The following is a 21,554-nucleotide window of genomic DNA, read 5'->3' on the forward strand; positions in this document are numbered from 1 at the left end:
TTGATGCTTTTCACTCAATCTTATCCGACGAACGGCGTGGCGCCATTTTTATGACAGATTCTTTAGAGAGAATGCATTCGCTGTAAGAACATGAACTTGCACTGATTTATCGTATTTTTTGTTGGCTGAGTGGTCAGAAACGGCACTAATCTGACATACCCATAAACAAATATTCGATTGCCCTAAACTGTCTCAAAAATTTGCCTACACACAACCGCGATTAAACGGACGGTTTATATCGCGCGACAGAATACGGAAACCTCGCCTGTATTCAAGGGCGAAACTGCCGAGCGGTCGATCCGCAACCGCCCGCAAAGCCACGGCCCGTATATCGCTGTACAGGCAGCCAAGACGACAAAGCAAAACCCACGCCGAATAACACAGGGCCGACACCTCCAGAGCGCTAAACCTGCTGAGCCTGGAAGATACGCCCCATTAACTAGACCAAATTGATCGCAGTCAGGCTGTAGGCTTTTGCTGCTGATGCTCACGCCAGGCAAAAAAAGGTATTGGACTACGAGAAAGGTGCGGGCAAGGGAGTTGAAACTTGTGACGGCCGGGCACCCGAGTGCCCGGTTTTGAAGCAAACCTGCCTTGTCAGCGGACACGGCGCTCGGTGAACTGGTAGTCGTCCTGGCAATCGCTGGTGGGGTCCGATGCCACACTCACATAGTGAACGGTGTCTGCGTCCAGCAGCTTATAGGTGTACACATCAGGTGAACGCACGCCATCTGTGCGCAGCTCATTCTTGCCATTGGCCGCGGCCCACGAACCTTGCTCGGTCTGGATCACCTGCGTCTGCTGCGCATCGCGGTAGAAGGTAATAACGAAACGACCGTCAGGCTTGAGGGTATTGGTCCACGACAGGAACTGGCATTTACCGGTCTCGGTGCGCAAGCCTTTCCAAGTGCCAACCAGCGCGGGGTCGTTGGCCGACTGATGGGTGGAGCACGCGCCGAGAGCGGCGGTGAGGAGGACGAGGGACAGGGAGAGAGTCCGTTTCATATGGGGCTTCCTTTGGTTTGGACAAGATTGCCGAGATAGACCCTTCGGCATTAAGAGAAGAATCCTACCCTTGCTGGTCGAAAAAAGGGGCGACTGTGAGAAAAGCTTGGGTTTTGCAAAAATAGTCAGAATTCAGGGGTTTACAGAACCTTTCCAATCGCTATAATCGTCGCCCTAACACGCCGGTATAGCTCAGTTGGTAGAGCAACTGACTTGTAATCAGTAGGTCCCGGGTTCGACTCCTGGTGCCGGCACCATATCTCGAAGCCCCGCAATGCGGGGCTTTGTGGTTTCTGGGGTTTGGAAAACACGAAAAACTTTGGGCGTCGTTTTGGCCAAAATGCCCAAAAAGTGCCCACGCTTCATTTTTGCTCAACCGACGCCCTCACCTGGTTGATAGCTTCTCCGTCCTTGTCGCCTTCTGCCTATTTCCCGGAAGAGCTCAATTTCTTAAAGTGCCAAATGGCAGGTGAACCCCCTTCCCAGCCTGCGCACAACCTCACCAAGACAAGATAACGCCCGGCCCAATCAAGCCGGGACGTGTAGATCAATGCCCGGCACTCTGCCCGCCGTCTACATGAAAAATCTCCCCCGTCACGAACCCCGCATTCTCCAGATAAATAATCGCCTGGGCGATGTCATTCACCTCCCCCCTGTGCCCAACCGGGTGCAATTGCTCCCGCGCAGCATGGCTTTCTTCGCCATGCATCGGCGTCTTGATGATCCCTGGGCTTACCGCATTCACTCGGATACCGCGCTTGGCATATTCGATCGCCAATGACTTGGTCGCTGAGTTCAGGCCGCCTTTGGTGAGGTTGGCAAGTATCGACGGTACGCCATCGATTGCATGGTCAGCCAGGCTGGTGGTGATGTTGACGATGTCGCCGGCGTTGTTCTTTTCCATCTCGGCAATGGCAAGTTGAGTGATATAGAAGAAGCCGTAGGCGTGCATCGGGAGGGGATAAAGATGGGGCCGGATACATCATCAGTGCCGTGGTGTAACAAACGTGTCTCGCACTGGCGGTCATAAAAAAACCCCGAACCAGTCGGGGTTTTTTAGCGCCTGGCATCAGGCGCGACGCCAGATCAATTAGAAAACGTTGATCGGGTAGTCGGCGAACAGACGGATTTCGTTACCGCCTACGTTGTACTGGTCAGCGTTATTGGAGACGCGCAGCCACGAGGCACGAGCACGCAGGCTCAGGTCTTTGGCCGGACCGCTCTGGACCACGTACTTGAACTGGTTCCAGATTTCACGCTCGGAGCCATCGCCGCGGTTGGTGCCGTCGTCGATGTTGGTACCGCGCACGTAGGCGACGTTGTAGGTCAGGCCCGGTACGCCGAAGGTGGCGAAATCGATGCCGTAGCCGACTTGCCACGAACGCTCGTCCTTACCGTTGAAGTCAGACCAGTAAGAGTTGGCCAGCAGGATGGTGTTACCACCGTCGCCGATGCCGCCAGCGTTGCGGTAGCCGCCGTACAGGTAGCCGGTGTCTCCGGTGCTGCGCTGGTGAGCGACGGTGAAGCTGTGCGGGCCAACAGCCCACGTGGCGCCCAGGCTCCAGATTTTGTTGTCGCGGGCGTCAGCATCTTTCTGGTTTTCCAGGGCGAAGCTGCGGTCCAGCTTGGTTTTGTAGCCGTTGAAGTCAAACGTCAGCGACTGCTTCTCTGGCAGGGCCAGGACGTAGTTGACGTTGACGTATTGCTTCTTCAGCACGTCCTGCATGTCCGAGGCATACAGCGCAGCCGACAAGCTCTCGGTGAATTTGTAGCTACCACCGATGTAGTCGATGCTTTTCAGGCGGCCGCTGTCGGTGCCTTCCGCGCTCTTGCGCGCTTCTTTGGTGAAGTGACCCGCGTCCAGTTGCAGACCGGCGATCTCTTTGGAAACGATCGACGTACCGGTGTAGGTTTCCGACAACAGACGGGAGTTGTCGTACTGCAGCACAGGCACGGCCGGGAACTGGTCACCGTACTTGAGCACGGTGTTGGAAACGCGGAACTTCACGGCAGCGCCGCCCTTGGCCAGGTCGTGTGGTGCCGAGCCAGGGTTGTCGGTGGTGCCATTGCCCGGTTTGAAGAAGTCGATACCGCCCGCGCCGGCGCGACCTTTACCACCGTCCAGACGGATAGCGTATTGGCCGATCACGTCCACACCCACACCGACGGTGCCTTGGGTGAAACCAGACTCGAGCTTGCCGATGAAGCCTTGGCCCCATTCGGCTTTGTCTTGCTTGCCGTTTTTGTAGTCACGGCTGATGTAGGCGTTACGTGCGGCGATGTTCAGGTGGCTGTCTTCGATAAAACCCTTGGACTGGTCCTGGTCGTTTGCCATTGCTGTCGATGCGCTCAAAATCCCCAGAGCGATCAGACTCATCCGTTGCTTCAACATTTTCTTGTATTCCTTATTCCTGGTTGAGTACGCGCTGTGACACCAGGCTCCGTGTCGCTTTTCTGGTGTCGACTGATTCCGGAAAAAAGAAGGCCCGCGGACGACTGAACATGCCGCGGGCCTTTTTTATTGGATGAGTCATGGCGGTTAGCCACAGGCGTTGGGCGCAATCCTAGTCGCGCCCGGAACTATGTGTCAATTTCGCGAATCGTCTGTATTTAGGCGAAATAATTCTAAGCGATGCGCTTCAGCCGTTCTGAAAGCGACAAAAAACCGCACCTGAAACGTCAAAAAACACATTTAGTAATACATTTCAAAGCCGGTACGTTTGGGAATACATAACTTACGCAAATGCAAAGCATTACCATTAACGCGCAGTTTTCCTCCCTAACAATTCGGATACATTCCTTCATGCCAGCCCCTCGCCTGACGCCCCTTACCCTTGGGCTTTCTGTTCTGCTGTCTGCCGGTTTTGCCTGTGCGGCCACCACCTTGCCCGAAACCTCGATCAGCGCCGAAGCTGACGAAGACGACCCGCGCGTCAAGGAAACCAGCACCGCCACCCGCACCGCCACACCGGTGCGTTATGTGCCCCAGGCTATCGATTCAGTGAAGACCGAAAGCCTGCGTTCCTACGGCACCAATGACCTGGGCCAGGCGTTGAGCGGGATTCCCAACGTGAGCAGCGGCGCAGACACGCGTTTTGACAGTTTGCGCATCCGCGGTTTCGACGCGAGCAATGACTTCTATCTGGATGGCATCCGCGACGACAGCCAGTACGTTCGCGACCTGCATAACATCGAGCGCATCGAAGTGCTCAAAGGTCCGGCCGCGGTACTCTACGGGCGAGGCGGTCAGGGAGGGATCGTCAACCGCGTGAGCAAACTGCCCACCGCCGGGCACACGTCGAGCATCGAGGCCCAAGGCGGCAGCAACGATCTGCGCAGTGTGTATGCCGACCTCAGCACCGACCCCACCGACAACATCAGCCTGCGCCTGAACATGGGCAACCAGGACAACAACAGCTTTCGTGATGGCGTCAGCGGCAATCGCCAACTGTTTGCGCCGTCCATGAGCTGGCAGCTCACGCCGGACCTGAACTGGCTGGTGCAGTACGAATACAGCCGCTACAACCGCACGCCGGACCGTGGCATTCCCGGGGTCAACGGCCGGCCGGCAGATGTGAGCCGCAGCACGACCTACGGCGACAGCCGCGATTACATCGACGACAAGACCCAGTCGCTGCGCTCCAAGTTGGCCTATGAGCTCAACGACAACTGGCAACTGCGCCAGACCTTAGGCGTGTTCAAGCTCGACAGTGATTTCGACAACACCTATCTCACCGGCTACACCCCGGCGACCAGAAGCGTCACGCGCCAGCGCTGGCAGCAGGACCTGACCACCCTCAACATCTTCAATAACGTCGAGCTCGAAGGTGGCTTCAGCACCTTCGGCCTTGAACACCGCCTGCTCACCGGCCTTGAACTGGGCAGCCAGCGCCGTGATCCGAAGCTGTACACCGCCACTACCGTCGCACAAGGCGGCCGCGTCGTACCGCCCCTGGACCTCAACCAGCCCAATCGCAACCTCAGCCATACCGGGCGGATGAGTGTGTCGAGTGACAACCACACCGAAGTCGAAAGCCGCGCCCTTTATGTACAGGACCAACTGCGCCTGAATGACCAGTGGCAGATACTCGCAGGCCTGCGCTATGACCGCTTCGAGGTCGACACCAAGAACAAGCTGCTCAACACCCGGCAGGACGTCAAAAGCCACAGCACCAGCCCGCGCTTCGGCCTGGTCTGGACGCCGCTGGAGCATCATTCGTTCTACGCCTCATGGAGCAAGACCTTCTCGCCTGCGGGTGGCGGCCTGATAGGCATCACGCCAAACGCCGCCGGCAGCGTCAACGACCTGAGTCCCGAGCTGACCAAGCAGAAGGAAATCGGGGTCAAGAGCGACTGGCTCGACGACCGCCTGAGCACCACCCTGGCGGTGTACGAACTGGAACTCTACAACCGCCGCACCAGCGACCCACTGAACCGCACCATCACCCTGCTCAGCGGTTTGCAGCGCTCACGCGGCGTTGAGCTGACCGCCACCGGCAAGCTCGTCGGCAACTGGTACGTGCGCGGTGGTGTCGGCCTGCAAGATGCCAAGGTCGAGAAGGACAACAACGGCTTCGAAGGCAAGCGCGTCAGCGATGTGGCCAAGCGCAATGCCAGCCTGTTCATCACTTGGAAACCGGAGATGGGCTGGTATGCGGAAACCGGTTTGACGTTGGTGGGCGATCGCTATGCCGACAGCCTCAACACCGTGGTGCTGCCAGGCTATGGCCGTTGGGACGCATTGGCCGGCTTCCGCCAGAAGGAATGGGATGTGCGGGCGGCGCTGAACAATATCGCGGATAAAACCTACTACGCGTCTGCGACCAGTGTGGCGCAGATTCAGCCAGGGGATCCGCGCAGTCTGGTGGTGACAGGCACGTACAGTTTCTAAAGCTACACACCCTTCAAATGCGAGAGCGGGCTTGCTCGCTCCCACATTTTGATCTCAGTGTTCTCTAGTTGTTTATCAACTCGCACAACGCGTGCACTTCGTCCTCACTGAACAAGCCCACCGGGTACCGTTCACTCATCACGCTGCGCCAATCAGGCTGCTGCCGGATCTGCCGCGAGCCGTTTTCCTTCAACCAGAGCGCCAGCGCATGAATCGCGTCGCCGTCAACCCGCAAAGGGTGGAACGTACGCGTGTACATCAGGTTGATATCGGCATTCATTTCAGCGCTCTCTCCTACTGCGTGAGCGGCTAACTTACTCAAGGTTTATGACAGAACTGCGCAGTCATCACCCTGGGCCACTGTGACAACAGCGATACAAGAGCTATGCCAATGTCTCGTGTTCATAGGCAGGTGGACACAAAAAAGCCCGCGACCTTGCTGGGGCGCGGGCTTGCTGGGGGCGTTGAAACCGGGTGGCCCCGGCTATCGCCAGGATGCTGTTACAACTGCACTCAATTTTTGTGCGGCGCGGGCTGCTGTTGGGTCAGACAGTGGATATTGCCGCCACCCAGTAACAGTTCGCGGCCGGGTACCATCACCACTTCGTGCTGCGGGAACAGGTCCTGCAGGATCGCCTTGGCCTGGCTGTCCAGCGGGTCATCGAAGCTCGGCGCGATGATGCCACCGTTGACGATCAGGAAGTTGACGTAGGAACCGGCCAACCGCACGGTCGGATTACGCTCCTGGGTGCCGTCAACCGGGTCTACACCGGCGCACTCTGCCTCGGTGGCATACAGCGGCCCCGGGATCGGCATTTTATGCACTGTGAACGAGCGACCCTGAGCGTCAGTGCTGCTTTGCAGCACGTTCATCGCGGCGTGGCAGCGTGCGTAGTTCGGGTCTTGCGGGTCATCGGTCCAGGCCAGCAGCACTTCCCCTGGACGCACGTAGCAGCAGAAGTTATCCACGTGGCCGTCGGTTTCGTCGTTGAACAGACCGTCCGGCAGCCAGATGATTTTATCCACCGCCAGATTGGCGCTCAGCACCGCTTCGATCTGGGCACGGTCGAGGTGCGGGTTGCGATTGGGGTTGAGCAGGCATTCTTCGGTGGTGATCAGGGTGCCTTCGCCGTCGACATGGATCGAACCGCCTTCCAGCACAAAGCCTTCGGTGCGATAGCGCGGGGCGCGTTCGATCTCGAGGATCTTGCCGCCGACCTGCGAGTCGCGGTTCCACGGCGAATACAGGCCGCCGTCAAAACCGCCCCACGCGTTGAAGTCCCAGTTCACGCCGCGCACTTCGCCAGTGTGGTTGATCACAAAAGTAGGGCCGGTGTCGCGCACCCAGGCGTCGTCACTGGACATCTCCACCACACGGATATTTGGCACATCCAGGCGCGCACGGGCATTTTCATACTGGCCGGCGGAAACCGCCACGGTGACCGGCTCAAACCGTGCAATGGCCTTGGCCACCGCCACGTGAGCGGCCTGCGCCGGCTTGCCGCCCAGGCGCCAGTTGTCCGGACGCTCAGGCCAGATCATCCAGGTCTGGGTCTGTGGCGCCCATTCGGCAGGCATGTGGAAGCCATCGGCGCGAGGGGTGCTGTGCAGGGTGGTCATGGCGTTCAGGACTCCGAATGGGGTGAAGGCCGACTTTATAGCGGATAAAAATCGGCTTTAGAAGCGAAAAAAGATGATAGGCGATGAATATGACAGTAATTAACCGATAACAATCGATTATTTACAGCTGCTCATCCAGCACCTTCGACAGCATGTCGACGAAGAAGTCCACACTGCGTCGGGACGTGACCATCGGCGGTTTGATCTTGAGGATGTTTAAATAATCACCGGTGGGCTGCATGAAAATCCCCAACTCCCGCAGGCGGTCACACAACAACGTGGTTTCTTCGGTGGCGGGCTCCAGCGTTTGCCGGTCGCGCACCAACTCGAGGCCCAGATAAAAGCCGGAACCGTGGACGGCGCCCACCAGAGGATGGCGATCGATCAGTTGTTCCAGCCGCGCCTTGAAATGCCCACCGACCACCTGGGCGTTTTCCCACAGCTTTTCTTCTTGCATCACATCCAACACGGCCATGCCGATCCGGCAACTCACCGGGCTGCCTCCCGACGACGAGAAGAAATACCCCTCAGCCTCGAGCGCCTCAGCAATTTCACGCCGGGTAATCACCGCGCCGAGGGGCTGGCCGTTGCCCATGCCCTTGGCCATGGTGATGATATCGGGCACCACACCCTGCTCTTCAAAGCCCCAGAAAAAATGCCCCATGCGGCCGTAACCCACCTGCACCTCGTCGGCGATGCACACGCCACCCTGGGCGCGTACCCGCGCATACACCTGCTGCAGATAGCCCGGTGGCAACGAAATACCACCGGCATTGCCGTACACCGGCTCACAGATAAAGCCCGCCAATGGGCGCTTGCTCGCGGCGATTTTCGCCAGGTTGTGCTCCACGCTTCTGACGTAATCGGGCGCGCTGTCCTGCCCACGGAACTCACCGCGATAGGTGTTGGGCGCCGTCACCGGGTGCACCCAATCCGGGCGGCTGCTCAAGGCCTTGGGGTTGTCGGCAATCGACGTGGACACTGCATCCGCCGCCACCGACCAACCGTGGTAAGCCTCCAGCACGCTGAGCATGTCGCGCCCGCCGCTGTAGGCCCAGGCCAGGCGGATCGCCAGGTCATTGGCTTCGGTACCACTGTTGACCAGGAACACCCGGTCCATGCCTTCCGGTGCCAGCGCCAGCAAACGTTCGGAAAACTCGGCAATCGCCGCGTAGTGAAAGCGCGAGTTGGTGTTGAGCAATGACCATTGCCGCGCCGCCACCGCCGCCATGCGCGGGTGACCGTGGCCCAGCACGGCCACGTTGTTGAGCATGTCCAGGTAGGAACGGCCCTGCATATCGATCAAGTGATTGCGCCAGCCGCGCTCGATGCGCGGCGGGTCGACGTAATAGTGCTTTTGCGAACGGGCGAAACTGGCGTCGCGACGGGCCAGCAGGGCCTCGGGGTCCAACTCAGGTTCGGCGTCGCAGGCCAATCCCATCACTGCTGCGGGTGAAGGGCAAAGCGTTTGCCAGGCCTGCGCGCGGGAAGGCGTGCAAAACAGCGGTGCGGGCCCGTCAGTGCGGCAGAGTTGCACGGTCAGCGGGCCTTCAACCGCACCGATCACCTGGCCCTTGAGCACCGCCCCACCCGGCTGAACCAGCGCTTTTACGCCCCACAGTCGTACGTTTACCGCGTTGCTGTGCACCTGGAGTTCGCCATTGACACCCGATCGTACAATGCCGGCGAACGGCGCTTCAACGGCAGTCCCCTGAGGCACCTGTAATTCGACGTGCAACGGGAAGGTCTCGGGCTCGTGAGCGCTGTCCGGCTGGGTACGCGACAAACGGTATTGCCCATAGCGACTCGCGGCCAGGCCGTGCACCAGCGCCGCATCCTGCAACAAACGCTGATCGATACCGGGTTGCTCCCAATTCCCGGCGTCGAAATGCGGGCTGAGTACACCCAGGTCGATCAGCGCGAACTCGCGCCCGACCAGCCCCGGCAGCAAAGGCGCGAAGCCTTGCCCGTCGATCGGTGCCGGTGCCTGCCCGACGCTGCTTAGAATCGCCGCCTCCATCAGCTCAAACGGCACTGACGTCGCCACATGGAAAATTTCCCACTCATGCTCGGCGTTTTTCAACAGGTAAGTGTTATCCGGGTCCAGGCGCTGCTGTTGCTCGCTGCTCAAGACCAGCACCGCCGCACGGGCGACGATCAGCGGCCACAGCGCCTGCAATTCTGCCGGCTCTAACGGTGTCACCGCGTGACAGGCCTGGATCGCCGGCAAGATCGCAAAGGGGTCGCCCTCAGCGTGATGCAACAGGGCGGCGCAGGTGACCGACAGGTCGGCAATGCGCCAGGTGTGCACCAGGTCGCCGAAATCGATCACGCCCCGGACTTGCCAATGCCGCTGAGCATCACGCTGCCACACGACGTTGTCGTCGGTGATGTCCATGTGCACCGCTTGCCACGGCAGGCGGTCGGCCACGGCGTGCAGGCGCGTCGCGACCTGCTCGGCCGCTTGCTCCAGTGCGGCACGCTGGGGCAGGTTTTCAAGCGTCGCCAGCAGGTGGGCAATCAATGCCTGGGCGTGACGCGGGTCCCACTGCAAGGTGCGATCCAGACCAGGGTGCTTGAAATCGGCCAGCGCCAGGTTCATGCGCCCGCACAGCTCACCAAAGCCTGCGATCACGTCACGGCCCAGATGGGGCTGATGGGTCAACGGCTGGCCGTCGATGTACCCCAACAGCCGCAGATGCAGGGTCTGGCCGTCCACCACGACCGAGAGCAACTCTTCACCGGTGAGCGCCTGGATGACCTCGGGCACCTGCACGTGTGCATCGGCCTTCAGACTGTTCAGCGCCGCGTGCTGCGCCTGCAGCTCAACGGCCGCGTAGTCACCCCGGCAGATCTTCAGAACAAAGCGGCCACGGTCGCTGTCGACTCTATAATTGAGGTCTTGCTGGCTACCCAGTGACTGCAAGGTGCCGGTGAGGCCGTAATGCTGCTCGAGCAACTGTGCGGCCCGGTCGGAGCTGACGTGTGGACAAGGCAGGCTGGCGCGATGAATCAACGTGGCGAGCAACATTGTGACGACCTCTGTTTTTTCAGGCGTCTATATCGCCACCTTTAAGGGGGTTAAGGCAACCCCCAATGCACACCGCGCTTGCGCAGCCCTGCGTCACAACTCAAGCTATGCTTCATTCGCTTAATGTCCGTCTAAGGAAAAGGCCCCCGACATGCGCATTCTCATCACCGGCGGCGCTGGTTTTATCGGCTCTGCCCTGATCCGCCATTTGATTGAAAACACCGAGCACCAAGTGCTCAACCTGGACAAACTCACCTACGCCGGCAACCTGGAGTCGCTGACCAGCATCGCGTCCGACAGCCGCTATGAGTTCGTCCAGGCCGATATCGTCGACCAGGCCACCGTCAGCGCCGTACTGGCGCGCTTCGAGCCGCAGGCGATCATGCACCTGGCAGCCGAGTCCCATGTCGACCGCTCCATCGACGGCCCGTCGGATTTTATCCAGACCAACATCGTCGGCACCTACAGCTTGCTCGAGGCCACCCGCGCCTATTGGCAGAAGCTCGATGAGCCGGCCAAGCGTGCGTTCCGCTTCCATCACATTTCCACCGACGAGGTGTACGGCGACTTGCATGGTGTGGACGATCTGTTCACTGAAACCACACCCTATGCGCCCAGCTCACCGTACTCGGCCAGCAAGGCGGCGTCCGACCACCTGGTCCGCGCCTGGCAGCGCACCTACGGCCTTCCGGTTTTGCTGACCAACTGCTCGAACAACTACGGGCCGTTCCACTTCCCCGAGAAGCTGATCCCGCTGGTGATCCTCAACGCCCTCGCGGGCAAGCCACTGCCGGTCTACGGTGATGGCTTGCAGGTGCGCGACTGGCTGTTCGTCGAAGACCACGCCCGCGCACTGCTCACAGTAGTCACCGAAGGTGTGGTCGGCGAGACCTACAACATTGGCGGGCACAACGAGCAGAAGAATATCGACGTGGTGCGCGGCATCTGCGCCCTGCTCGAAGAGCTCGCGCCACAGCGCCCGGCCGGGGTCGCGCAATTTGCCGACCTGATCACCTTCGTCAAGGACCGCCCAGGCCACGATCAGCGCTATGCGATCGATGCCAGCAAGATTGAACGCGAGCTGGGCTGGGTTCCTGAAGAAACCTTCGAATCCGGTTTGCGCAAGACCGTGCAGTGGTACCTCGATAACCTGGAATGGTGCCGCAGGGTCCAGGACGGCAGTTATCAGGGCGAACGTTTGGGCAACACCGACTTTAAGGATCTGATTGCATGATGAAGGGAATCGTATTGGCCGGCGGTTCCGGCACGCGTTTGCACCCCATTACCCTAGGCGTCTCCAAGCAATTGCTGCCGGTGTACGACAAGCCGATGATCTACTACCCGATCTCGGTGCTGATGCTGGCGGGGATCAAAGACATCCTGGTGATTTCCACACCGGTGGACCTGCCGCAATACCGCAACCTGCTGGGTGATGGCAGCCAGTTTGGCGTGCGTTTCAGTTATGCCGAACAGCCGTCGCCCGATGGCTTGGCCCAGGCGTTCCTGATTGGCGAGGCGTTTATCGGCGAAGACCCGGTGTGCCTGATCCTGGGCGACAACATCTTCCACGGCCAGCACTTCGGCGATCAATTGCGCACCGCGGCCGAGCGCGCTAGCGGCGCCACGGTATTCGGCTACTGGGTCAAGGACCCGGAGCGTTTTGGCGTGATCGACTTCGACAAGGAAGGCCGTGCCCTGTCCATCGAAGAAAAACCGGCCAAGCCCAAGTCGCCCTATGCGGTCACCGGCCTGTATTTCTACGACAACGACGTGATCAAGATCGCCAAGGACGTTAAGCCTTCGCCCCGTGGGGAGCTTGAGATCACCGACGTCAACAACGCCTACCTCAAGCGTGGCGACCTGCACGTAGAGCGCTTCGGCCGCGGCTTTGCCTGGCTGGACACCGGTACCCATGACAGCCTGCTCGAAGCCTCCACCTATGTGCAGACCATCGAGCATCGCCAGGGCTTGAAAGTCGCCTGCCTGGAAGAAATCGCCTACGAAAATGGCTGGATCGACCGTGACCATCTGCTGGAGCGTGCCAAGTACTTTGGCAAGACCGGCTACGGTCAATATCTTTTCACGCTCGCAGGGGAAACTGCATGAATGTGACCGCCACTGAGTTGCCCGGTGTACTGATCATCGAGCCGAAGGTTTTTGGCGATGAACGCGGTTTTTTCTATGAGAGCTACAACGCCCGAAATTTCGCACAAGCCACTGGTCAGCACGTGGATTTTGTCCAGGACAACCACTCGCGTTCGCAAAAAGGCGTCTTGCGCGGTTTGCACTACCAGATCGAACACGCTCAGGGAAAACTGGTGCGTGTCACAGCGGGTGAAGTGCTGGACGTAGCGGTGGACATCCGCCGCAGCTCACCGCATTTTGGCAAATGGGCCAGCGTGCGCTTGTCTGCCGAAAACAGCCGTCAACTGTGGATTCCGCCGGGGTTTGCCCATGGTTTTGTCGTGCTCAGTGACTCTGCTGAATTCCTCTACAAAACCACCGATTACTACACGCCCTCTGCGGAACGCTGCATTCGCTGGGACGATGCTGATCTGGATATCGATTGGCAGTTTGCCGGTACCCCGACGCTGTCCGGCAAGGATCAAAACGGCAAAAGCCTGAAAGAGGCAGACCTTTTCCCATGAAGGTCTTGATCACCGGCCAACACGGCCAAGTCTCCCGAGAACTGCAACTGCAGCTCCAAGGCCTGGGCGAGCTCATCGTCCTGGGCCGCGACCAGCTTGACCTGGCCAACGCCGACCAGATCCGCCAGCAAATCCGGGTCCATCGCCCCGATCTGATCATCAACGCCGCAGCCCACACTGCCGTCGATCAAGCCGAAAGCGAGCCGGACGCAGCCTTCGCGATCAACGCCATTGCTCCTGGTGTTCTCGCAGAAGAAGCCAAGGCCCTGGGCAGCCCGTTGATCCACTACTCCACCGACTACGTGTTCGACGGCAGCAAGCCGGCCCCCTATACCGAAGCTGACACGCCGAACCCGCTGGGCGTCTACGGCCAGAGCAAACTGGCGGGCGAGGAGGCGATTGCGGCGGTGGGCGGCGAATACTTGGTCCTGCGCACCAGCTGGGTCTATTCCAGTCATGGCAAGAATTTCCTGCTGACCATGCAGCGCCTGCTGCAGGAGAAACCTCAGATGCGCATCGTCGCCGACCAGATCGGCGCGCCGACGTGGGCCGGCAGCATCGCGCGCAGCACGCGTGCGCTGATCGAGCGCTGGCAAGCGGGCGAACCGGGAGAATGGGGTATCTACCACCTGACCAACCAAGGTGAGACCTCGTGGTTCGGTTTTGCCGAGGCCATTGGCGAGCATCTGCGCACGCAGGGCAAAGCGTGCGCCGAACTGGAAGCGATCCCTTCCAGTGCCTACCCGACGCCAGCCAAGCGCCCCTTGAACTCGCGCCTTGACTGCAGCCGCCTGCAGCAGCAATGGCACGTCAGCCAGCCGAGCTGGCAAGACGCATTGCGCGAGTGTCTTGCACAGCCGCACTAGGCATAATGCGCCTGTCCCCACAGGCGCATGACTCCCATGACCCCATCCCTCCCGCGTAGACCCCGCTGGCGCAGCCTCGCCCTGCTGGCGTTGTGCTTGGCACCGCTGCTGTGGCCGCTGGAGCACCTGGCTGAGCGTTATTACCGCAGCGAACTGGCGGGGCAGAATCGTCAGACCCTCGATCTGTACGTGGCCAACCTGCTCGGCACCCTGCACCGCTATGAAGTGTTGCCGCAGATCCTCGGCGACCTGCCGGCCCTGCGCACAGCGCTGGATGCGCCCCAAGTCAGCACCAACCTGGTCAACGCCAACCTGCTGCTCAAGAACGTCGCCGCCCAGGCCGGAGTGGAAGTGATGTACCTGATGGACACCCGCGGCAAGACCCTCGCCGCGTCCAATTGGGATAAACAGGACAGCTTTGTCGGGCGCAACTTCTCGTTCCGCCCCTACTTCAGCGAAGCCATGGACGGACGCCTGGGGCGCTTTTTCGGCCTGGGCACCACCTCGGCCAAACGCGGTTACTTCTTTGCTGCCGCCGTGCGTGATGGCGAGAAAATCATCGGTGTGCTGGTGGTCAAGGTGGACCTGGACCACACCGAAAGCCTGTGGGGCAACACCCCGGAACAGCTCTTGGTGACCGACCATAACGGCGTGGTCATCCTGACGTCGCGCCCGCAATGGCGATTCCGCGCCACCCGGCCGCTGACCGCCGCAGAGCGCCAGGCCATCATCGCCATCCAGCCCTACCCGACCCGCGATCCGCAGCCGCTGAGCCTGAGCAGCACCGCTTGGCTGCGTCAATCAACGGCCATCGCCGAGACGGGCTGGAACGTGGAGATCCTCGCGCCGCGCTCGCTGATCAACCGGCCGGTGCGTACAGTCGTTGCGGTGGGCGGCGCCACGCTCTTGGTCTTGATGTTGCTGCTGGGGTTGATGATGCAACGCCGCCGCCATTACCTGGAACGCATTGCCTTTGAAGCCAAGGCCCGTCGCGAGCTGGAAGCGCGCGTGGTCGAGCGGACCAGCGACCTGGAAGGCCTCAACCGTCGCCTGAAACAGGAAGTGCTGGAACGCGAGCACGCTCAGCAGGAGCTGGTGCGTGCCCAGGATGACCTGGTGCAGGCGGGCAAACTGTCGGCATTGGGCACCATGTCGGCGAGCATCAGCCATGAACTCAACCAACCCCTGGCGGCGATTCGCAGCTACGCGGAAAACGCCGAGATCCTGCTCGACCATGAGCGCACCACTGATGCGCGCGGCAATCTCAAGCTGATCAGCGAACTGACCGGGCGCATGGCCTCGATCATCGCCCACCTGCGCGCCTTTGCCCGCCGCGACCGCCATGCGCCAGAGAGCGTGGCCCTGCAACCGGCGCTGGACGATGCGCTGGCGTTGCTGGCCAAGCGGCGGCGGTCGATGGAGGTGGAGCTGATCCGTGACTTGCCGGAAGCGACCCTGTGGGTGCAAGCCGGCGAAACCCGCCTGCGCCAAGTGCTGGGCAACCTGCTGGCCAATGCCCTCGACGCCCTCACCGAAAAAGGCCCGCCGCGCAAACTGTGGCTGAGTGCCGAAACCACCGAACAGGGCGTCAACCTGTACATTCGCGACAACGGTCCGGGCTTTTGCATGGAGGCCCTGGGCCGCGCCAGCGAGCCGTTCTATACCACCAAGACACGCACCCAGGGCCTGGGCTTGGGCCTGGCGATCTGTGACACCCTGATGCGTGCCTTTGGCGGCGAACTGCTGTTCGCCAACCACAAGGAAGGCGGCGCGCTGTTAACCTTGAAATTGCGTGCCGGCTCGCCGGGCGTCAGTCTGCAACCGTCCGAGGACCGCAGTGTATGAGTATCGATAACCAGATTCAGGTGGTGTTGATCGACGACGATCCACACCTGCGTCAGGCCTTGTGCCAGACCCTGGACCTGGCCGGGCTGAAAGTCCTGACCCTGGGCGAAGCCACCGGCCTCACCGCGCGCTTGTCACGGGACTGGCCAGGCGTAGTGGTCAGTGACATCCGCATGCCCGGCATGGACGGTCTGGAGTTGCTGGCAGAACTGCACGGCCAGGACCCGGACCTGCCGGTGCTGCTGATCACTGGCCACGGCGACGTGCCGCTGGCAGTGCAGGCCATGCGCGCCGGTGCCTATGATTTCCTGGAAAAACCGTTCGCCAGCGACGCCCTGCTCGACAGCGTGCGTCGCGCCCTCGCCCTGCGCCGCCTGGTGCTGGACAACCGCAGCCTGCGCCTGGCCCTCAGCGACCGCCAGCAACTGAGCACGCGCCTGGTAGGGCACTCCCCGCAAATGCTGCGCCTGCGCGAACAGATCGGCGCGTTGGCCGCGACCAAGGCTGATGTGCTGATTCTCGGCGAAACCGGCGCCGGCAAAGAGGTGGTCGCCCGCGCACTGCACGACCTGTCCAGTCGTCGTAGCGGCCCCTTTGTGGCGATCAACGCCGGGGCGCTGGCCGAATCGGTCGTCGAAAGCGAGCTGTTCGGCCATGAGCCCGGCGCCTTTACCGGCGCGCAGAAGCGCCGTATCGGCAAGTTCGAATTCGCCAACGGCGGCACCTTGTTCCTCGATGAAATTGAAAGCATGAGCCTGGATGTACAGGTCAAACTCTTGCGCCTGTTGCAGGAGCGCGTGGTGGAGCGCCTGGGCGGCAATCAGTTGATCCCGCTGGATATCCGCATCATCGCCGCGACCAAGGAAGACCTGCGCCAGTCCGCCGACCAGGGCCGCTTCCGTGCCGACTTGTATTACCGCCTCAACGTCGCGCCGCTGCGCATTCCGCCACTGCGTGAGCGCGGTGAAGATGCACTGATGTTGTTCCAGCACTTCGCCGACGAAGCCAGCAGCCGCCACGGCCTGCCACTGCATGAGCTGCAACCGGGGCAGCGCGCGCTGCTGTTGCGCCATAGCTGGCCGGGCAACGTACGTGAATTGCAGAACGCCGCCGAACGCTTCGCCCTGGGCCTGGAACTGGCGCTGGACAGTTCGCCGGATAACCCAGCGGCTGGCGTCCTGACCTCCACACCCGGCGGCCTGAGCGAGCAAGTCGAGCAGTTCGAAAAGAGCCTGATCGCGGCCGAACTGACTCGCCCCCACGGTTCCATGCGCAGCCTCGCCGAAGCCCTGGGCGTACCGCGCAAGACACTGCACGACAAACTGCGCAAGCACGGCCTGAATTTCGCCAACCAAAGCGGCGATGACGAATGACCACTCCCACCCGCCAAGAGGCCGCCATGAGCCGCGACAGCCGTTACCTGGAATCCATCCTTCACCATGACATCCCCCTTACCCGGGAAATGGGCCTCAAGGTGCTCGACTGGCACGACCAACGGTTGGAACTGCATCTGCCCTTGCACGCCAACATCAACCACAAGAGCACCATGTTCGGCGGCAGCCTGTATTGCGGCGCGGTGTTGGCGGGCTGGGGCTGGCTGCACTTGCAGTTGCGCGAAGCAGGCATTGAAGACGGGCATATCGTGATTCAGGAGGGGCAGATCAGTTATCCGCTGCCGGTTACGCGGGATGCGACGGTGGTGTGCCAGGCGCCGGAGGAGAAGGTGTGGAAACGTTTCGTGGCGACGTACAAGCGCTATGGCCGCGCGCGATTGACGTTGGAGACGTGGATTGTGAATGAGGGCAGTGAGGAACGAGCGGTGACGTTTACTGGCCAGTACGTCCTGCACCGCTAACCGCCACGACACAAAACACCTGTGGGAGGGGGCTTGCTCCCTCCCACATTTTGATCGGCTGTGGCCTTAAGACCTGGCCAGGGTGAGCAACCGCTCACGCCATGCTGCCTTCGCCGGCAACGCCAGGAAGAACGGGTTCAACAACGATGCACGCGCCGGGTAACTGAACGGTTCACCGCTCAACTCCAACACCTCACCGCCCGCGCCTTCCAGCACGCCTTGGGCGGCTGCGGTGTCCCACTGCGACGTCGGCGCCAGGCGCGGGTAGCAATCCGCGCTGCCCTCGGCCAACAAGCAAAACTTCAACGAACTGCCGATATTCGCCAGCTTCAGTGCGCCCAGGCCTTCGCTCAAACCGTCCAACAAGCGTTCCTGCTCGGGGCTGGTGTGCCGACGACTGGCCACCACCGTAAACGACTCGCCCGCCGCCGGCGCCTCGCGAACTTGAATCTGCTTGGGCGCTTCATTCACATCCGAGCGCCAGGCGCCGAGGCCCGCGCCACCAAAGTAGCAACGGCCACTGGTGGGCATCGACACCACGCCAAATATCACCCGGCCTTGTTCGATCAAGGCGATATTGACGGTGAATTCTTCACTGCCGGCGATGAACTCCTTGGTGCCATCCAACGGGTCCACCAACCACCAGCGCTGCCAGCCGGCACGCACGCTTTGGTCGATATCGGCATCCTCCTCGGACAGCACGGGGATGCTTGGGTCCAGCGCGGTGAGGCCGGCGAGAATCAGATGGTGAGCGGCCAAGTCCGCTGCCGTCACGGGCGAATCGTCAGCCTTGGAGGTGACGGCCACGTCGGCGCGCCAGTACGGCAATATCACTTCACCGGCCTGGCGGGCCAGTTCGATCACAGGGGCAATAAACGGGTGACCTAAAAACAGTTCGCTCATGCGCTAAACGCTCCTCGCTGGGTCAGCAGGTCTCGTACCAGGTACAGCGCGGCCAGGGCGCGGCCCTCACTGAATTGCTCGTTTTGCGCAAGCTGCGACAGCTCACGCAGGTTGACCCGCTCCACACGCATGGGCTCAGGCTCATCGCCTTCCAGGCGCTCTTCATACAGATCGGTGGCCAGCACCACTTGGATTTTCTGGCTCATATAACCAGGCGACAACGACAGCTCGGTGATGTGCTCCAACTGTCGCGCGCCGTAGCCCGCTTCTTCTTTCAACTCGCGGTCCGCCGCCGCCAGCACATCCTCGCCGGGCTCGATCAAGCCCTTTGGCAGGGACAATTCATATTCATCCGTGCCACCGCAATACTCTTCCACCAGCAACGCATGATCTTCGTCGATCATCGCCACAATCATCACCGCCCCGTAGCCGGCACCGCGGCCCACCAGGCGCTCGTAGGTCCGTTCAACGCCATTGGAAAAGCGCAATTGCACTTCCTCCACGCGGAACAAACGACTACTGGCGACTATTTCGCGGGCGAGGACGGTGGGTTTCTGGCGCATAAGCGGCTCCTTGGCGTGATCGGGTTACTATACCGTGGCTTTTCCGATTGTCTGTGTCGGATATCTTTACTTACATGAGAACGTCCCATGCCCTCTTTGCCTTGGCACGCCATCGACACTGTCCTGCTGGACATGGACGGCACGCTGCTCGACCTGCATTTCGACAATCACTTCTGGATGGAGCACCTGCCGCAGCGTTACGCCGAGTTGCACGGGGTGAGCCGCGCCATGGCCGAGATGGAGTTGCAGCCACTGTTCGAGCGTAACGCGGGACAGTTGCAATGGTATTGCCTGGATTTCTGGAGTGCCGAGCTGAATATCCCGGTACGTGAACTCAAGCTGGAAACCGCCCACCTGATCGCGCTGCGCCCAGACGCCGATACCTTTCTGGCGGCGATCAAACAGGCCGGCAAGCGTGTGATCCTGATCACCAACGCTCATCGTGATTCGCTGTCATTGAAGTTGGAACGCATTGAACTGGCGCCGTATTTCGAGCGGTTGATCAGTTCCCACGACTACGGTTTCGCCAAGGAAAACCCGCAGTTCTGGGATGCCCTGCAAGCCGACATTAACTTCGACCCGGCCCGCAGCTTGTTTATCGACGACACCCTGCCGATCCTGCGCAGTGCCCAAGCGTTTGGTGTGGAGCATTTGCTCGCGGTGAAGGAGCCGGACAGCAGGAAGGGGCCGAAGGACACGGCGGAATTTGCGGCGGTCGACGACTACCGGGATCTCATTGAAGGACTCTGAACCCATGTGGGAGGGGGCTTGCCCCCGATGGCGGTGCATCAGAGACACATTCAGTGACTGACACACCACCATCGGGGGCAAGCCCCCTCCCACATTTTGCTCTGCGTTTTACTCAGGAATACGCAGCGTCTGCCCTGGGTAGATCTTGTCCGGATGCGACAACAGCGGCTTATTCGCTTCGAAGATCTTGTTGTACTGGTTGGCGTTGCCATACACCGCCAGGGAAATCGCGCTCAGGGTGTCACCCTTTTTCACCACGACGAAACGGGCGGCAGCTACGGCCGGGCCGGATACGGTGATCTGGTCATCCACACTGGCCACACCGGCAATATTGCCCAGCGCCAGCAAAATCTTTTCTTTCTCTTCCTGGGTGGCGACTTCACCGGTGACGGTTACCTTGTCGCCATCCACCGTGGTCTGCACATTCGGATTACCCAGACCCACTTTCGCCACGTGCTCCTTCAACTGCTCACTCGCGTTCGCATTACCCGGCGTCAACAGGTCGATCAACTTCTCGCCCGCTTCCTTAATAAAGCTAATAAGACTCATGGTGCGCTCTCCTTGATGTTTGGTTTCCAGATGCCAAAGACTAGACCAGTCCCGCAGACTTGGGTTCCAGCCCGACCAAAGACCCAAACGCGCTAGAATCCCCCCGCCATTGGAATAAGCCCTGGAGCGAAGATGGACATCAAACAGCTGAAATTCCTCATCGCCCTCGACGAGACGCGTCACTTCGGCCAGGCGGCGGCACGATGCCATATCACCCAACCGACCCTGTCGATGCGCCTGCGCAGCCTTGAGGAAGAACTTGATCTTCCCCTGGTCAATCGCGGCCAGCGCTTTGAGGGGTTCACCGCGCCTGGCGAACGGGTACTGGCCTGGGCACGCACCGTGCTGGCGGCGTATGACGGCTTGCAGGCTGAAGCGGCCGCCTGTCGCGGCAACCTGGTGGGTACGTTGCGCCTGGGCGTGGTGCCACTGTCGAGCTTTGATCCACTGGCACTAATGCAGCAACTGCACAAAGAGCACCCAAGCCTGCGTTTCGAGCTGTCGGCACTCAGCTCCGAACAAATCCTTGAACAACTGGCGAGCAATCGCCTGGATTTAGGCGTGTCCTACCTGGAGCGGCTGGACAATGAACGCTTCGACTCGCTGGCCTTGGGCGAAACGCGTATGGGCCTGCTTTACGACCAGCGCTTTTTCAGCTTCGGCGACACGCCGCTGAGCTGGGAAGCACTGATCGAACTGCCCTTGGGCATGCTCACCAGCGGCATGCACTTTCGCCAGTCCATCGACCACAACTTTCACAGCCGGGGCTTGCACCCGCAGCCGCTGTTACAAACCGATGCCGTCCATCAGTTGTTACAAGCCGTGCACGGCGGACTCTGTTGCGCGGTGATGCCCCTGGACGGGGGCCTGGACGCGCTCACCGAGCATTTGCGCCTGCAACCCATCGACGACGCCCACACCCTGGCGCGCCTGGGGCTGATCATGCGCCGCAGCGCACCCCGCTCTGCCTTGGCGGAAGCGTGTTTCGCGCTGTTTCAGAAATCGCAAAAAGAGTCTTGATCGACGTC

General features: G+C 60.6%; 18 protein-coding genes, 1 tRNA gene and 1 pseudogene. 11 read left to right on the top strand and 9 right to left on the bottom strand.

The window, feature by feature from the left end:
• Window positions 1-597: 597 nt before the first annotated feature.
• Window positions 598-1,005 carry a hypothetical protein gene (locus AO064_RS17470; RefSeq protein ID WP_012721720.1) on the bottom strand — a complete coding sequence of 136 codons (408 nt, stop codon included), beginning with the start codon at window positions 1,003-1,005 and terminating at the stop codon, window positions 598-600.
• Between the two features lie 181 nt (window positions 1,006-1,186).
• On the opposite strand from AO064_RS17470, the gene AO064_RS17475 reads away from it, so the two are divergent.
• A tRNA-Thr gene (locus AO064_RS17475) sits at window positions 1,187-1,262 on the top strand.
• A 290-nt stretch (window positions 1,263-1,552) separates the two neighbouring features.
• On the opposite strand, the pseudogene AO064_RS17480 reads toward AO064_RS17475, so the two are convergent.
• Window positions 1,553-1,948 (bottom strand): annotated as a pseudogene (locus AO064_RS17480) (SDR family NAD(P)-dependent oxidoreductase); the annotation flags it as partial.
• Between the two features lie 147 nt (window positions 1,949-2,095).
• Window positions 2,096-3,397 (bottom strand): OprD family porin, encoded by a 1,302-nt coding sequence (locus AO064_RS17485; RefSeq protein ID WP_064054129.1) that lies wholly within the window; start codon window positions 3,395-3,397, stop codon window positions 2,096-2,098.
• A gap of 411 nt (window positions 3,398-3,808) precedes the next feature.
• On the opposite strand from AO064_RS17485, the gene AO064_RS17490 reads away from it, so the two are divergent.
• The gene (locus AO064_RS17490) at window positions 3,809-5,896 is read left to right on the top strand and encodes a TonB-dependent receptor (protein WP_064054130.1); all 2,088 of its coding nucleotides are present in this window, start codon (window positions 3,809-3,811) and stop codon (window positions 5,894-5,896) included.
• A gap of 64 nt (window positions 5,897-5,960) precedes the next feature.
• Here AO064_RS17490 and AO064_RS17495 read toward each other — a convergent pair whose 3' ends face one another.
• The 3 genes from AO064_RS17495 to AO064_RS17505 all read right to left on the bottom strand — a co-directional run bounded on the left by AO064_RS17495 (window position 5,961) and on the right by AO064_RS17505 (window position 10,547).
• On the bottom strand, window positions 5,961-6,176 hold the full coding sequence (locus tag AO064_RS17495; RefSeq protein ID WP_043204643.1) for a hypothetical protein: 216 nt from the start codon (window positions 6,174-6,176) through the stop codon (window positions 5,961-5,963).
• 233 nt (window positions 6,177-6,409) lie between these two features.
• Entirely contained in the window at window positions 6,410-7,516 is a 1,107-nt protein-coding gene (gene aguA, locus AO064_RS17500; protein ID WP_064054131.1) for an agmatine deiminase, read from the bottom strand.
• 121 nt (window positions 7,517-7,637) lie between these two features.
• Window positions 7,638-10,547: an aminotransferase gene (locus tag AO064_RS17505; protein WP_064054132.1), complete on the bottom strand. Its 2,910-nt coding sequence runs from the start codon at window positions 10,545-10,547 to the stop codon at window positions 7,638-7,640.
• A gap of 151 nt (window positions 10,548-10,698) precedes the next feature.
• Between AO064_RS17505 and rfbB the strand changes: the two genes are divergently transcribed.
• The 7 genes from rfbB to AO064_RS17540 are packed head-to-tail and all read left to right on the top strand — an operon-like array spanning window position 10,699 to window position 17,761.
• On the top strand, window positions 10,699-11,781 hold the full coding sequence (gene rfbB / locus AO064_RS17510) for a dTDP-glucose 4,6-dehydratase (RefSeq protein ID WP_012721714.1): 1,083 nt from the start codon (window positions 10,699-10,701) through the stop codon (window positions 11,779-11,781).
• The gene (rfbA, locus tag AO064_RS17515; protein ID WP_064054133.1) at window positions 11,778-12,653 is read left to right on the top strand and encodes a glucose-1-phosphate thymidylyltransferase RfbA; all 876 of its coding nucleotides are present in this window, start codon (window positions 11,778-11,780) and stop codon (window positions 12,651-12,653) included. Before rfbB ends, rfbA begins: the two co-directional genes overlap by 4 nt.
• Window positions 12,650-13,195 (top strand): dTDP-4-dehydrorhamnose 3,5-epimerase, encoded by a 546-nt coding sequence (gene rfbC / locus AO064_RS17520; protein ID WP_012721712.1) that lies wholly within the window; start codon window positions 12,650-12,652, stop codon window positions 13,193-13,195. The genes rfbA and rfbC overlap by 4 nt, the downstream gene beginning before the upstream one ends.
• Window positions 13,192-14,061 carry a dTDP-4-dehydrorhamnose reductase gene (gene rfbD / locus AO064_RS17525; RefSeq protein WP_064054134.1) on the top strand — a complete coding sequence of 290 codons (870 nt, stop codon included), beginning with the start codon at window positions 13,192-13,194 and terminating at the stop codon, window positions 14,059-14,061. The genes rfbC and rfbD overlap by 4 nt, the downstream gene beginning before the upstream one ends.
• 36 nt (window positions 14,062-14,097) lie before the next feature.
• Window positions 14,098-15,906: a sensor histidine kinase gene (locus AO064_RS17530; protein WP_064054135.1), complete on the top strand. Its 1,809-nt coding sequence runs from the start codon at window positions 14,098-14,100 to the stop codon at window positions 15,904-15,906.
• The gene (locus AO064_RS17535) at window positions 15,903-17,279 is read left to right on the top strand and encodes a sigma-54-dependent transcriptional regulator (protein ID WP_012721709.1); all 1,377 of its coding nucleotides are present in this window, start codon (window positions 15,903-15,905) and stop codon (window positions 17,277-17,279) included. The genes AO064_RS17530 and AO064_RS17535 overlap by 4 nt, the downstream gene beginning before the upstream one ends.
• A gap of 26 nt (window positions 17,280-17,305) precedes the next feature.
• Window positions 17,306-17,761: a YiiD C-terminal domain-containing protein gene (locus AO064_RS17540; RefSeq protein ID WP_064054136.1), complete on the top strand. Its 456-nt coding sequence runs from the start codon at window positions 17,306-17,308 to the stop codon at window positions 17,759-17,761.
• Window positions 17,762-17,827: 66 nt separating this feature from the next.
• Here the strand turns inward: AO064_RS17540 and cysQ are convergent, their stop codons facing one another.
• Together cysQ and nudE are read right to left on the bottom strand one after the other, a co-directional pair.
• Complete coding sequence (gene cysQ, locus AO064_RS17545) at window positions 17,828-18,664, bottom strand: 3'(2'),5'-bisphosphate nucleotidase CysQ (protein WP_012721707.1); 837 nt, start codon at window positions 18,662-18,664, stop codon at window positions 17,828-17,830.
• On the bottom strand, window positions 18,661-19,227 hold the full coding sequence (gene nudE, locus AO064_RS17550) for an ADP compounds hydrolase NudE (protein WP_012721706.1): 567 nt from the start codon (window positions 19,225-19,227) through the stop codon (window positions 18,661-18,663). Before nudE ends, cysQ begins: the two co-directional genes overlap by 4 nt.
• A gap of 87 nt (window positions 19,228-19,314) precedes the next feature.
• Between nudE and yrfG the strand changes: the two genes are divergently transcribed.
• The gene (gene yrfG, locus AO064_RS17555) at window positions 19,315-19,977 is read left to right on the top strand and encodes a GMP/IMP nucleotidase (RefSeq protein ID WP_064054137.1); all 663 of its coding nucleotides are present in this window, start codon (window positions 19,315-19,317) and stop codon (window positions 19,975-19,977) included.
• Between the two features lie 108 nt (window positions 19,978-20,085).
• Here the strand turns inward: yrfG and lysM are convergent, their stop codons facing one another.
• Window positions 20,086-20,526, bottom strand: coding sequence for a peptidoglycan-binding protein LysM (gene lysM, locus AO064_RS17560; protein WP_012721704.1), 441 nt, complete (start codon window positions 20,524-20,526; stop codon window positions 20,086-20,088).
• 132 nt (window positions 20,527-20,658) lie between these two features.
• On the opposite strand from lysM, the gene AO064_RS17565 reads away from it, so the two are divergent.
• On the top strand, window positions 20,659-21,546 hold the full coding sequence (locus tag AO064_RS17565) for a LysR family transcriptional regulator (RefSeq protein ID WP_012721703.1): 888 nt from the start codon (window positions 20,659-20,661) through the stop codon (window positions 21,544-21,546).
• Window positions 21,547-21,554: the final 8 nt, after the last annotated feature.

Origin of the sequence: Pseudomonas marginalis (assembly GCF_001645105.1) — a bacterium.
Lineage (GTDB): Bacteria > Pseudomonadota > Gammaproteobacteria > Pseudomonadales > Pseudomonadaceae > Aquipseudomonas > Aquipseudomonas petroselini.

Excerpts from the sequence above, each read along its gene's own strand:
- AO064_RS17565 (WP_012721703.1), top strand. The coding sequence starts at position 20,659 with ATGGACATCAAACAGCTGAAATTCCTCATCGCCCTCGACGAGACGCGT.
- yrfG (WP_064054137.1), top strand. The coding sequence starts at position 19,315 with ATGCCCTCTTTGCCTTGGCACGCCATCGACACTGTCCTGCTGGACATG.
- nudE (WP_012721706.1), bottom strand. The coding sequence starts at position 19,227 with ATGCGCCAGAAACCCACCGTCCTCGCCCGCGAAATAGTCGCCAGTAGT.
- AO064_RS17535 (WP_012721709.1), top strand. The coding sequence starts at position 15,903 with ATGAGTATCGATAACCAGATTCAGGTGGTGTTGATCGACGACGATCCA.
- rfbB (WP_012721714.1), top strand. The coding sequence starts at position 10,699 with ATGCGCATTCTCATCACCGGCGGCGCTGGTTTTATCGGCTCTGCCCTG.
- AO064_RS17505 (WP_064054132.1), bottom strand. The coding sequence starts at position 10,547 with ATGTTGCTCGCCACGTTGATTCATCGCGCCAGCCTGCCTTGTCCACAC.
- AO064_RS17540 (WP_064054136.1), top strand. The coding sequence starts at position 17,306 with ATGAGCCGCGACAGCCGTTACCTGGAATCCATCCTTCACCATGACATC.
- AO064_RS17490 (WP_064054130.1), top strand. The coding sequence starts at position 3,809 with ATGCCAGCCCCTCGCCTGACGCCCCTTACCCTTGGGCTTTCTGTTCTG.
- rfbA (WP_064054133.1), top strand. The coding sequence starts at position 11,778 with ATGATGAAGGGAATCGTATTGGCCGGCGGTTCCGGCACGCGTTTGCAC.
- rfbD (WP_064054134.1), top strand. The coding sequence starts at position 13,192 with ATGAAGGTCTTGATCACCGGCCAACACGGCCAAGTCTCCCGAGAACTG.
- rfbC (WP_012721712.1), top strand. The coding sequence starts at position 12,650 with ATGAATGTGACCGCCACTGAGTTGCCCGGTGTACTGATCATCGAGCCG.
- AO064_RS17530 (WP_064054135.1), top strand. The coding sequence starts at position 14,098 with ATGACCCCATCCCTCCCGCGTAGACCCCGCTGGCGCAGCCTCGCCCTG.
- AO064_RS17470 (WP_012721720.1), bottom strand. The coding sequence starts at position 1,005 with ATGAAACGGACTCTCTCCCTGTCCCTCGTCCTCCTCACCGCCGCTCTC.
- AO064_RS17495 (WP_043204643.1), bottom strand. The coding sequence starts at position 6,176 with ATGAATGCCGATATCAACCTGATGTACACGCGTACGTTCCACCCTTTG.
- aguA (WP_064054131.1), bottom strand. The coding sequence starts at position 7,516 with ATGACCACCCTGCACAGCACCCCTCGCGCCGATGGCTTCCACATGCCT.
- lysM (WP_012721704.1), bottom strand. The coding sequence starts at position 20,526 with ATGAGTCTTATTAGCTTTATTAAGGAAGCGGGCGAGAAGTTGATCGAC.
- cysQ (WP_012721707.1), bottom strand. The coding sequence starts at position 18,664 with ATGAGCGAACTGTTTTTAGGTCACCCGTTTATTGCCCCTGTGATCGAA.
- AO064_RS17485 (WP_064054129.1), bottom strand. The coding sequence starts at position 3,397 with ATGTTGAAGCAACGGATGAGTCTGATCGCTCTGGGGATTTTGAGCGCA.